The organism is Metapseudomonas resinovorans (assembly GCF_002003485.1).
In the GTDB taxonomy this organism is placed as follows: Bacteria; Pseudomonadota; Gammaproteobacteria; order Pseudomonadales; family Pseudomonadaceae; genus Metapseudomonas; species Metapseudomonas resinovorans_D.
The window spans coordinates 37,263-49,432 of the sequence record NZ_BDMA01000060.1; the positions used below are offsets into that span (position 1 = coordinate 37,263).

The window sequence follows — 12,170 nt, forward strand, 5'->3', positions numbered from 1 at the left end:
GCTTAGTGCGGGAAAGACGGCGGGTTGACCCCAGCCATGTCTTCCATCACGCGAACCACCTGGCAGCTGTAACCGAACTCGTTGTCGTACCAGACGTACAGGACAACGCGGTTGTCATTGCAGATGGTGGCCTCGGCGTCTACCACACCGGCGTGGCGGGAGCCGACGAAGTCGGTGGAGACCACTTCCTGGGAAGCGACGAAGTCGATCTGCTTCTGCAGGTCAGAGTGCATGGCCATCTGGCGCAGGTACTCGTTGATCTCTTCGCGGTTGGTGGCCTTTTCCAGGTTCAGGTTCAGGATGGCCATGGAGACGTTCGGCGTCGGAACGCGGATCGCGTTGCCGGTCAGCTTGCCTTTCAGAACCGGCAGAGCCTTGGCGGCGGCGGTAGCGGCGCCAGTCTCGGTGATCACCATGTTCAGCGGCGCGGCGCGGCCACGACGGCTGCCCTTGTGGAAGTTGTCGATCAGGTTCTGGTCGTTGGTGAACGAGTGAACGGTTTCGACGTGGCCGTTGACGATGCCGTACTGGTCGTTGACAGCCTTCAGCACCGGCACGATGGCGTTGGTGGTGCAGGAAGCGGCCGAAACGATCCTGTCGTCTGCGGTGATCTCGCCATGGTTGATGCCGTGAACGATGTTCTTCAGCGCACCCTTGCCCGGAGCGGTCAGGATCACGCGGTCGATGCCGGCGCACTTCAGGTGCTGGCCCAGGCCTTCGGCATCACGCCACTTGCCGGTGTTATCGACCAGCAGGGCGTTCTTGATGCCGTACTGGGTGTAGTCGATCGACGCCGGGTCGTTGGAGTAGATCACCTGGATCAGGTTGCCGTTGGCGGTGATGGTGTTGTTGGCTTCATCGATGGTGATGGTGCCGTCGAACGGGCCATGCACGGAGTCGCGGCGCAGCAGGCTGGCACGCTTGACCAGGTCGTTCTCGGCGCCCTTGCGGACAACGATGGCGCGCAGGCGCAGGCCGTCGCCGCCACCGGTCTTCTCGATCAGGATGCGAGCCAGCAGGCGACCGATACGACCGAAGCCGTACAGGACGACGTCGGTGCCTTCACGGGCGCCGCCGTTCTGCTTGCCAACTACGTCGACCAGTTCGTCCTTGGTGAACTGCTCGATGCTGCGGCCGTTACCTTCAGCCTTGAACTTGGCAACCATCTTGCCCAGGTCCACGGAAGCGCTGCCGAGCTTGAGCTCGCTCATCGCCTTGAGGATCGGGAAGGTGTCGTGAACCGACAGCTCGGCTTCATCCGCCAGGCGATGACGGGCAAAACGGTGGGCCTTGAGGATGGCGATCACGGAGCGGTTGATCAGGCCACGGCCATAGATCGAAGTCACAACATTGTTGTTGCGATACAGCTGGCCAATCATCGGAATCATGGCTTCCGCGAGGGCTTCACGATCGATCCATTCACCGAGACACTGGTCGGGCTTCTGAGTCACGGGCAGTACCTTCCACATGTAGGGGATGAAAAAAGGGGCTACATTATGACGGCGCACGCAGGCGCCGGCAATCAGCAGCGGGCTCAACACTGACATCCGCTAGTCGGGATAGTTACAATCCGCCGATCTTTTTCCGACCGGAGCCTCTTGCCCGTGTCCGTATTGCGCCTCCCGCCCCTCCCCTCCGTCGCCGGCAAGCAGCATTGGGGCAACCTGCCCGGTGCCGCACTGAGCCTGGCGATCGCCGAAGCTGCCAGCGCCGGCAAGCGTTTCACGCTGCTGCTGACTGCAGACAGCCAGACGGCCGAGCGACTTGAGCAGGAACTGGGTTTCTTCGCCCCGGACCTCGACGTCCTGCATTTCCCCGATTGGGAAACCCTGCCCTACGACCTCTTTTCGCCGCACCAGGACATCATTTCCCAGCGCGTCGACACCCTTTATCGGCTGCCGGGGGTCAAGCGCGGCGTGCTGGTGGTCCCCATCACCACGGCCCTGCACCGCCTGGCACCGACGCGTTTCCTGCTGGGCTCCAGCCTGGTGCTGGATGTCGGCCAGAAACTGGATGTGGAACAGATGCGCCTGCGTCTGGAATCGGCCGGCTATCGCTGCGTGGACACCGTCTACGAGCACGGCGAATTCGCCGTGCGTGGCGCGCTGATCGATCTGTTCCCCATGGGCAGCGACCTGCCATACCGCATCGATCTGTTCGATGACGAGATCGAAACCCTGCGAACCTTCGATCCGGAAACCCAGCGTTCGGTGGACAAGGTGGAGTCCATCCGCCTGCTGCCGGCTCGCGAGTTCCCCCTGGACAAGAAGGCCGTCACCGACTTCCGCGGCCGCTTCCGCGAGCGCTTCGACGTCGACTTCCGCCGCTGCCCGATTTACCAGGACCTGACCAGCGGCATCACGCCGGCGGGTATCGAGTACTACCTGCCGCTGTTCTTCGAGGAGACCGCAACCCTCTTCGACTACCTGCCGACCGATACCCAGGTGTTCTCCCTGCCGGGCATCGAGCAGGCGGCCGAGCAGTTCTGGACCGACGTACGCAACCGCTACGAGGAACGCCGCGTCGACCCGGAACGCCCGCTGGTGCCGCCCGCTGAAGTGTTCCTGCCGGTAGAAGACTGCTTCGCCCGCCTGAAAGGTTCGCCCCGCCTGATCCTGAGCCAGGAGGACGTCGAGCCCGGCGTCGGCCGCGAGCGCTTCTCTGCCCGCGCCCTGCCCGACCTGGCGATCCAGGCCAAGGCCAGCGAACCGCTGGCGGCCTTGCGCCGCTTCATCGAAGAATTCCCCGGGCGGGTGCTGTTCAGCGCCGAGTCCGCCGGTCGCCGAGAAGTGCTGCTGGAAATGCTCGCACGCCTGAAGCTGCGTCCGCAGGAAGTCGAGGGTTGGCCGGATTTCGTCGCCAGTTCCGAGCGTCTGGCCATCACCATCGCACCGCTGGATGAAGGCCTGCTGCTGGACGATCCCGGCCTTGCACTGATCGCCGAAAGCCCTCTGTTCGGCCAGCGCGTGATGCAACGCCGCCGTCGCGAACGCCGCAGCGACGCCGGCGACAACGTGATCAAGAACCTAGCGGAACTTCGCGAAGGGGCTCCCGTCGTGCATATCGATCACGGCGTGGGGCGTTATCTCGGACTGATCACCTTGGAAATCGAAGGTCAGGCCGCCGAGTTCCTCGCCCTGCAATACGCCGAGGAAGCCAAGCTGTACGTACCGGTGGCCAGCCTGCACCTGATCGCGCGCTACACCGGCAGCGACGATGCCCTGGCACCGCTGCATCGTCTCGGCTCCGAAGCCTGGCAGAAAGCCAAGCGCAAGGCCGCCGAGCAGGTCCGCGACGTTGCCGCCGAGCTGCTGGACATCTACGCCCGCCGCGCAGCACGCGAGGGTTATGCGTTCAAGGACCCGACGGTCGATTACGCCACCTTCTCAGCCGGCTTCCCCTTCGAGGAAACCCCGGACCAGCAGTCCGCCATCGAGGCCGTGCTGGCCGACATGCTGGCCCCGAAGCCGATGGACCGCCTGGTTTGCGGCGACGTTGGATTCGGCAAGACCGAAGTGGCCATGCGCGCCGCCTTCGTCGCCGTACACAGTGGCAAACAGGTCGCGGTGCTCGTGCCCACCACCCTGCTCGCCCAGCAGCACTACAACAGCTTCCGCGACCGCTTCGCCGACTGGCCGGTGACCGTGGAAGTGATGAGCCGCTTCAAGTCCGCCAAGGAAGTGGAAGGCGCGGCGCAGCAGCTCTCCGAAGGCAAGATCGACATCATCATCGGCACCCATAAGCTGCTGCAGGGTGATGTGCGCTTCAAGAACCTGGGCCTGGCGATCATCGACGAGGAGCACCGCTTCGGCGTCCGCCAGAAGGAACAGTTGAAGTCCTTGCGCAGTGAAGTCGACATCCTCACCCTCACCGCCACGCCCATCCCGCGCACCCTGAACATGGCGGTGGCGGGCATGCGCGACCTGTCGATCATCGCCACGCCGCCGGCGCGTCGCCTTTCGGTGCGCACCTTCGTCATGGAGCGGCAGAACACCGCCATCAAGGAAGCCCTGCTCCGTGAGCTGCTGCGCGGTGGCCAGGTCTACTACCTGCACAACGAGGTGGCGACCATCGAGAAATGCGCCGCCGAACTGGCTGAGCTGGTACCGGAGGCACGCATCGCCGTCGGTCACGGACAGATGCGCGAGCGCGACCTCGAACAGGTGATGAGCGACTTCTACCATAAGCGTTTCAATGTGCTGGTGGCCTCTACCATCATCGAAACCGGTATCGACGTGCCCAGCGCCAACACTATCGTCATCGAGCGCGCCGACAAGTTCGGCCTGGCCCAGCTGCACCAGTTGCGCGGCCGCGTCGGCCGTAGCCACCACCAGGCGTACGCCTACCTGCTGACGCCACCCCGCAAACAGATGACGCCGGACGCCGAGAAGCGCCTTGAGGCCATCTCCAACGCCCAGGACCTGGGTGCCGGCTTCGTCCTCGCGACCCACGACCTGGAAATCCGCGGCGCAGGCGAACTGCTTGGCGACGGCCAGAGCGGTCAGATCCAGGCCGTCGGCTTCACCCTCTACATGGAAATGCTCGAACGCGCCGTGAAGGCGATCCGCAAGGGTGAGCAGCCCAACCTGGAGCAGCCACTGGGTGGCGGACCAGAAATCAACCTGCGCGTACCGGCACTGATTCCCGAGGATTACCTGCCGGACGTGCATGCACGCCTGATTCTCTACAAGCGCATTGCCTCGGCAGCCGACGAAGACGGCCTGAAGGAACTGCAGGTGGAGATGATCGACCGCTTCGGCCTGCTGCCCGCCCCCACCAAGCACCTGGTGCGAATGACCCTGCTCAAGCTGCAGGCGGAAAAGCTCGGCATCAAGAAAGTCGATGCCGGTCCGCAAGGCGGTCGCATCGAGTTCGATGCCACCACCAGTGTCGATCCGCTCGTGCTGATCAAACTGATCCAGGGCCAGCCCAAGCGCTACAAGTTCGAAGGCGCCACCCTGTTCAAGTTCCAGGTGCCCATGGAGCGCCCGGAAGAACGTTTCAACACCCTTGAAGCCCTGTTCGAACGCCTGACCCCGCAGTAGTCTGCGGAATGATTGCCCCTATAAGGAACAACCCATGCGTGCCATCCGTAACTTCGCCCTGTTGCTCGCCCTGCTGGCTCCGGCTGCCTTTGCCGACGGCCTCTACTCGGTGGAGATGATCATTTTCCGCCAGGCCGGCGACCCTATCCCCGCCAGCCAGCCGGCTCCAGACGACTGGGCGGCAGGCAGCCAGTCCATCGCCGGCAGCGAGCGCGGCATCGCACTGGATGGCGAAGCAGCCAAGCTCAACCCGAATGCGGGCTACGAGGTGCTGCTGCACAAGGCCTGGTCGCAGAACCTGTCGGCCATGGAAAACAAGGTTTCGGTCACTTCCGGCGAGCAGCAGCTGGGGCATTTCCCAGTCGAAGGCACCCTGGCCCTCACCCTTGATCGCAGCGTCGACGCCCAGGCCGACTTCTGGATCAACCAGTTCGACGGCAGCGGCCTCATCAGCAGCAGCGAGCGCCTGCGCCAGGGCACCCGCCTGAAGAATGGCGAGCTCACCTACCTCGACCACGGCAACCTGGGCATCCTGATCCGCATCAGCCCCCTCTAAGGCGCCATGAGTGCCCTGCTCGACCAACTGAGGCAACTGGAATGGCGCCTGGATTTCGATCCAGGCGCGCTTTCCCGTGGCCTCAAGTACGCCACGGAAGACCGCATCCGACTGCTCAGCCTGAGCGACAAGGCCATCGAAACCAGTTGCGAAGGCTCCGAAGGCCACTTCTACACTCAGCGAATCCGCCTCGCCCCCAAGGGACTGGGCGTGGTCGGCAATTGCAGTTGCCCGGTGAACTACAACTGCAAGCACTGCGTCGCCGCCATCATCGTTCTGCTGGCGCAGCCCGCCGACGGTTGGCAGCAGCCGCCTCCGCCAGCCGAGCGCCTGGTGGACGACCTGCAACCCATTCCACACTTGATCCTCGGCAGTCACGCGCAGAGCCAGTACGACCTGCGCAGCGGGCGCATGGTCGGCAGCCAGCAGCATCGCGCCGGACTGGTGTTCGACTACGGCGGCGCCCATACCCACGGCAAGATGGTGAAACCGGAGCGACTGCATCACCGCAGCAATGGCGAACGGCTTGCCATTGCGCGCCACCCGAAGGCCGAACAGCCCCTGCGCGACACCCTGCGCCAGCACGGTTTCAAGGAAGCCTTGCGGCAGAGCCTGGCGTTGCCCGCCAACAGCGCGGAGATGTTCGAACTGCCCGGCGATGAGCAATGGCTGCACTTCATGCGGGAGCAATTGCCGGCGCTACGCGAGCAGGGCTGGCAAATCGATATTCGTCCGGGCTTCCAGTTCGATCTATCCCAGGTCGAGGGCTGGTATGCCGAAGTGGAAGAAGCGCCCGGCCGTGAATGGTTCGACCTGGAACTGGGCATCGTCGTCGAAGGCCGCCGCATCAGCCTGCTTCCGGTGCTGCTACGCCTGATCCAGCGCAATCCGGAACTGCTCGATCCGCAAAACCTGCAGCGCCGCAAAGACGACGAACAACTGCGCCTGCAACTGGATGCCACCCGCGCGGCGGATGGACGCCCCCTCCAGGTGATGCTGCCCTTCTCGCGCCTCAAGCCGGTGCTGACGACTCTGGGCGAGCTCTACCAGCGGGACCAGGACCCGGCGCAGAGCCTGCGCCTGGCACGCCCCGATGCAGCCCGCCTGAGTCAGCTCGAAGGGCTGGACCTGCATTGGCAAGGTGGTGAAGAACTGCGCGACCTGGCACGCAAGCTGCGCGACAGCAGCACGACTGCCTGCAGCCCACCGAAAGGCCTCAATGCCGAACTGCGCCATTACCAGCTGGAAGGCCTGGCCTGGTTGCAAACCCTGCGCGAAGTCGGAGCCGGCGGCATCCTCGGCGACGACATGGGCCTGGGCAAGACCCTGCAGACCCTCGCCCATCTGCTGCTGGAGAAGGAAGCCGGCCGACTCGACCGCCCAGCCCTGGTGGTCATGCCCACGAGCCTGATCCCCAACTGGCTGGACGAAGCGGCACGCTTCGCGCCGGACCTGCGCGTCCTCGCCTTGCATGGCCCGGGTCGGAAGAAGGCCTTCGCACGGATGGCCGAGCATGATCTGTTACTGACCACCTACGCCCTGCTCCCACGGGACCTGGAACAGTTCACCCAGCTGCCGCTGCACGCCCTGATCCTCGACGAAGCGCAGTACATCAAGAACCACGCCAGCAAGGCCGCCCAGGCCGCACGCCAACTGGAAGCACGCCAGCGCCTGTGCCTCACCGGCACGCCACTGGAGAATCACCTGGGCGAACTCTGGTCGCTGTTCCACTTCCTGATGCCTGGCTGGCTGGGCGACAGCCAGGGCTTCCTGCGCAATTACCGGACGCCCATCGAGAAGCACGGCGACGTCACCCGCCTGGCGCACCTCAATGCCCGCCTCAAGCCTTTCCTGTTGCGCCGCAGCAAGGAAGCGGTGGCCACCGAGCTACCCGCCAAGAGCGAGATCACCCAATGGGTCGAACTCAGCGATCGCCAACGCGACCTCTACGAAACCGTGCGCCTGGCCATGGACCACAAGGTCCGGGAAGAGATCGATCGCAAAGGCCTGGCCCGCAGCCAGATCGTCATACTCGAAGCCCTGCTGAAGCTGCGCCAGGTGTGCTGCGACGCGCGCCTGATCGAGGAAAGCGGTTCACGCTCGCGAGGCAGCAGCTCGGGCAAGCTCGACAGCCTAATGGAAATGCTCGAGGAGTTGATCGCCGAAGGCCGCAAGGTGCTGCTGTTCTCGCAGTTCACCAGCATGCTGTCGCTGATCGAGGACGAGTTGCGCAAGCGCTCGATCGAATACGTGCAGATCACCGGCGACACGCGCGACCGCAGGACACCGGTCCAACGCTTCCAGAATGGCGAAGTTCCACTGTTCCTGATCAGTCTGAAAGCCGGCGGTACCGGCCTGAACCTCACCGCCGCCGACACGGTGATCCACTACGATCCCTGGTGGAATCCAGCAGTGGAGCGCCAGGCGACCGACCGCGCCTATCGCATCGGCCAGGACAAGCCTGTGTTCGTCTATCGGATGATTTCGCGCGGAACGGTGGAAGAGAAGATCCAGCAGTTGCAAGCGCAGAAAGCGGCGCTCGCACGAGGGATTCTCGACGGACGTGAAAAGGAAGGATGGCGGTTGGCGGAAGAGGACATCGACGCCCTCTTCGCACCCTTACCTCGCATCACCTGAGCGAGGGTACCGCGGGCAGGTATCACCTGCCTGGCGGAAACGAACGCGTCAGGCTTTCAGCACATGGGCCAGGACACTGCGGACCTTGCCGATACCCTCAGCCAGTGCCGCCTCGATTTCGGCCATGGTGATAATGCCGTCGGACTTTCCGGCGGCGGGATTGACCACCAGCGAGAGGCACGCATAAGGCAGGTTCAGTTCGCGAGCTAGCGCCGCTTCAGGCATGCCGGTCATACCGACGATGTCGCAACCATCGCGTTCGAGACGGTTGATTTCGGCAATGGTTTCCAGGCGCGGTCCCTGGGTGCAGCCGTAGACACCGAAATCGCTGTGCGGGTAGTCACAGGCATTCAGTGCGGCAAGCAGCTGGCCACGTAGCGCTTCGTCGTACGGGTGGCTGAAATCGATGTGAGTGACGTGGCCCAGGTCGCCCTCGAAGAAAGTGCCGATGCGACCCTGGGTGTAGTCGATCACCTGATGCGGCACCACCAGATGGCCGCTACCCATGGCTGGGTGAATGCCACCCACCGCGTTCACCGCGATCACCGCCTCGGCGCCGGCATGCTTGAGGGCCCAGAGGTTGGCCCGGTAGTTCACCTGATGCGGAGGAATGCGGTGCGGATGGCCATGGCGCGCCAGGAACAACACATCGTGCCCAGCGTACTCACCATGAACGATACCGGCCGAGGGCGAGCCGTAAGGCGTGTCAGGGTGAAGCAGCGCTTTCATGCTCAGGCCTTCGAGCTGGGTCAGGCCTGTACCACCGATGATGGCGTAGACGGTCATGTCAGTTCCTCAATCGATCAACTGGGCTTCACGCAAGGCTGCAGTCGCCTGCAACCAGCGGGGGTCCTGGCGGTATTCGGTACCGGGGAACGCGCGGCGGCGCATGCGCGCGAGGCTGGAGGGCGGAGTAGCGCCCAGTCGCTGCAAGCGCTCCAGGGCCAGTTCGGCAGCTGCACGGTCATTGCACACCAACCCCATGTCGCAACCTGCGGTCAACGCGGCTTCGATACGCTCGGCGGCGTCGCCCACCACATGAGCACCGGCCATGGACAGGTCATCGCTGAAGATGACGCCGGAAAATTTCAGTTCGCCACGCAGTATGTCCTGCAACCAGCGCCGGGAAAAACCGGCCGGCTGGCTATCCACCTTCGGGTAGATGACATGGGCCGGCATCATGCCGTCCAGTTCGGATGCCAGGCTTGCGAAGGGAATCAGGTCGCTCGTGCGGATCTGCTCCAGACTGCGCTCGTCGGTGGGAATCGCCACATGGGAATCGGCTTCGGCCCAGCCGTGCCCCGGAAAATGCTTGCCGGTAGCAGCCATTCCGGCCTGGCGCAGTCCACGAATGAACGCACCAGCCAGTCGCGTGGCACGCTGGGGATCACCCTCGAACGCACGGCTGCCCACCACGGCACTGCGCTGGTGGTCGAGATCGAGGACCGGCGCAAAGCTGATATCCAACCCGACCGCCAGTACTTCGGTCGCCATCAACCAGCCGCACTGCTCGGCCAACTGCTCGGCGTTATCGTTGTCGGCCAATGCCCGCATCGCGGGAAGGCGCAGGAACCCCTGCCGCAGGCGTTGCACGCGGCCGCCTTCCTGATCGACCGCCAGGATCAGGTCCGGACGAACGGCACGAATGGACGCGCAAAGCTCACGCACCTGGCGCGGGCTTTCGATGTTGCGGGCAAAGATGATCAGACCGGCAACTTCCGGCTGACGAAGGATCTGCCGATCCTCAGCGGTCAGCCAGGTGCCGCCGATATCCAGCATCAGGGAACCTTGCATTAAAAATCCTTAAGAGAGTTGCGTCGCCGCCCAATCCGGGCAAGGCGCTTCGTCAATGCGTACCGCACAGTGGACGGGTACTCGGTCGAAGAGTTCCAGCACATCCGTATTGCGCAGACGAATGCACCCGTGAGAACGGGGGACACCCATGGGCTCGGTGTCGGGCGTGCCGTGCAGGTAGATATAACGGCGGAAGCTGTCCACGCTGCCGAGGCGATTGCGGCCGGGCTCGCGTCCGCTGAGCCAGAGGATGCGACTCAGGATCCAGTCCCTTCCCGGAAAGCGCTCGTGCAGCTCAGCGCCCCAAACCTCGCCCGTCCAGCGCCGACCACGCAGCACCGCCCCCAGGGGCAAGGCGTCGCCAATCTTCGCGCGAACCTGGTGCAAGCCACGGGGCGTGCAATTGGAGCCGTTGGTTTCACCCGCACCGTTGAGCGCGGTAGAGACAGACATGCGCAGCACCAACTGCCCCTCGGCAAAGCCGTAGAGCTGTTGGTCAGCGATGGAGATATGCAGAAGATCGAGGTTTTGCATGGGCCGCAAGCTTAGCTGATCAGCCCGCTCGCGCCCATAGGGGATTAAGCCTTGGCGGGAGTCGCCGGGACCTTGTTGCGCGGCTTCAGCATGGCGCTCGCCAGTACGTCATCGGTCACGCCAGTCTCGGCACGCATGCCGGCCGCCAGGAATGGCACCATCAGGCGCATGACCTGCTCGATCGAGGTATTCACGCCGAAGTCGTTCTCCGCCATCGCACGCAACGCCTTGATCCCAGACATGCTGAACGCTGCGGCGCCGAGCATGAAGTGCACCCGCCAGAACAGTTCCAGCGGTGGAACCCTTGGTGCGGATTCATTCACCAGCAGCATGTAGCGACGGAAGACCTTGCCGTAAACCTCTTCCAGATACTTGCGCAAGTGCCCCTGGCTCTGACTGAATGCAAGTCCGAGCAGGCGCATGAAGATAGAAAGGTCATTGCCGCTGCGAGGCTTTACCGCGAGGGCCTGCTCAACGAGCATTTCCAGCAGCTCCTCAAGACTGGCTTTGCTCTCGGCCTTGGCCTGGCGGCGATCCAGTTCACGCTCCAGACTCTGGCAGAATGGGCCAAGGAAGCGCGAGAAAACCGCCTGGATCAGCGCTTTCTTCGAGCCGAAGTGATAGTTCACCGCTGCCAGATTGACCCCAGCTTTGCTGGTGATAAGGCGCAACGAAGTCTCGGCGAAGCCCTTCTCCGCGAACAGCTGTTCCGCAGCATCCAGAATGCGTTCTACGGTTTCCGACTGGGCCATGGCTCCTCCGCCTGACAAACACTTGTTTGAAACATACGTTTCAGCCGGTCAGCTTGTCAAGCCGCCTTCACCACTATCTGACGCAACGGTCATTCTCGCCCGTGCAGTCACGCGATGAAGCTTTCTCGCCCTCCCTGCGCCCTCCTTCTGCTACCCCGGCCATAAAGAAGCGTTGCCAAGGACGAATCACTGTATATAATCCCAGCAACTGTATAAAAAAACAGAGCGCCTCCATGCTGAAACTGACGCCCCGCCAAGCCGAGATTCTCGCATTCATCAAGCGCTGCCTTGAAGACAATGGCTTCCCCCCTACCCGCGCGGAGATAGCCCAGGAACTTGGCTTCAAGTCACCCAACGCCGCTGAAGAGCATCTCAAGGCACTGGCACGCAAAGGTGCGATCGAGATGACGCCGGGCGCTTCCCGAGGCATTCGCATTCCCGGCTTCGAACCCGGTAACAGCGAAGAAGACGGCCTGCCGGTGATTGGCCGGGTCGCTGCAGGCGCTCCGATCCTCGCACAGCAGAACATCGAGGAATCTTGCCGCATCAACCCCGATTTCTTCCATCCCCGCGCCGACTACCTGCTGCGTGTTCGCGGCATGTCGATGAAAGACATCGGCATCTATGACGGAGACCTGCTCGCCGTCCATAGCACTCGCGAGGTCCGCAACGGTCAGGTGGTCGTGGCTCGGCTGGGCGAGGAAGTCACGGTCAAACGTTTCAAGCGTGAAGGCGACAGGGTCTGGCTGATTGCCGAGAATCCGGAGTTCGCCCCAATCGAAGTCAACCTGGATGAACAGGATCTGGTGATCGAAGGTTTGAGTGTCGGCGTGATCCGCCGCTAAAAGGAGG

Annotated in this window: 9 protein-coding genes; 4 read left to right on the plus strand and 5 right to left on the minus strand. The window is 63.3% G+C overall.

All coding sequences use genetic code 11. The annotated features are described in order from the left end of the window. Positions 1-2: 2 nt before the first annotated feature. Complete coding sequence (locus MnOB_RS16655) at positions 3-1,469, minus strand: glyceraldehyde-3-phosphate dehydrogenase (RefSeq protein ID WP_077525445.1); 1,467 nt, start codon at positions 1,467-1,469, stop codon at positions 3-5. Positions 1,470-1,604: 135 nt separating this feature from the next. Here MnOB_RS16655 and mfd point away from each other — a divergent pair, with 135 nt between their 5' ends. From mfd to MnOB_RS16670, 3 genes are read left to right on the plus strand one after another with little or no spacing between them, the layout of a single operon-like run. Then, on the plus strand, positions 1,605-5,045 hold the full coding sequence (gene mfd / locus MnOB_RS16660; protein WP_077525340.1) for a transcription-repair coupling factor: 3,441 nt from the start codon (positions 1,605-1,607) through the stop codon (positions 5,043-5,045). Positions 5,046-5,079: 34 nt separating this feature from the next. Next, positions 5,080-5,601 carry a CsiV family protein gene (locus MnOB_RS16665; RefSeq protein WP_077525341.1) on the plus strand — a complete coding sequence of 174 codons (522 nt, stop codon included), beginning with the start codon at positions 5,080-5,082 and terminating at the stop codon, positions 5,599-5,601. Positions 5,602-5,607: 6 nt separating this feature from the next. Then, on the plus strand, positions 5,608-8,238 hold the full coding sequence (locus MnOB_RS16670) for a DEAD/DEAH box helicase (protein ID WP_199824547.1): 2,631 nt from the start codon (positions 5,608-5,610) through the stop codon (positions 8,236-8,238). 48 nt (positions 8,239-8,286) lie between these two features. On the opposite strand, the gene MnOB_RS16675 is transcribed toward MnOB_RS16670, so the two are convergent. Genes MnOB_RS16675 through MnOB_RS16690 form a run of 4 tightly spaced genes read right to left on the minus strand, consistent with a single transcriptional unit; the run spans position 8,287 to position 11,318 of the window. Further along, the gene (locus MnOB_RS16675) at positions 8,287-9,024 is read right to left on the minus strand and encodes an S-methyl-5'-thioinosine phosphorylase (RefSeq protein ID WP_077525342.1); all 738 of its coding nucleotides are present in this window, start codon (positions 9,022-9,024) and stop codon (positions 8,287-8,289) included. Between the two features lie 9 nt (positions 9,025-9,033). Further along, entirely contained in the window at positions 9,034-10,032 is a 999-nt protein-coding gene (gene nagZ, locus MnOB_RS16680) for a beta-N-acetylhexosaminidase (protein ID WP_077525343.1), read from the minus strand. Positions 10,033-10,041: 9 nt separating this feature from the next. Then, entirely contained in the window at positions 10,042-10,566 is a 525-nt protein-coding gene (locus MnOB_RS16685) for a L,D-transpeptidase (RefSeq protein ID WP_077525344.1), read from the minus strand. Positions 10,567-10,610: 44 nt separating this feature from the next. Further along, a complete protein-coding gene (locus MnOB_RS16690; protein WP_077525345.1) occupies positions 10,611-11,318 on the minus strand; it encodes a TetR/AcrR family transcriptional regulator in 708 nt (235 codons plus the stop codon). A 233-nt stretch (positions 11,319-11,551) separates the two neighbouring features. On the opposite strand from MnOB_RS16690, the gene lexA reads away from it, so the two are divergent. Further along, entirely contained in the window at positions 11,552-12,163 is a 612-nt protein-coding gene (lexA, locus tag MnOB_RS16695) for a transcriptional repressor LexA (protein WP_077525346.1), read from the plus strand. Positions 12,164-12,170 lie beyond the last annotated feature (7 nt).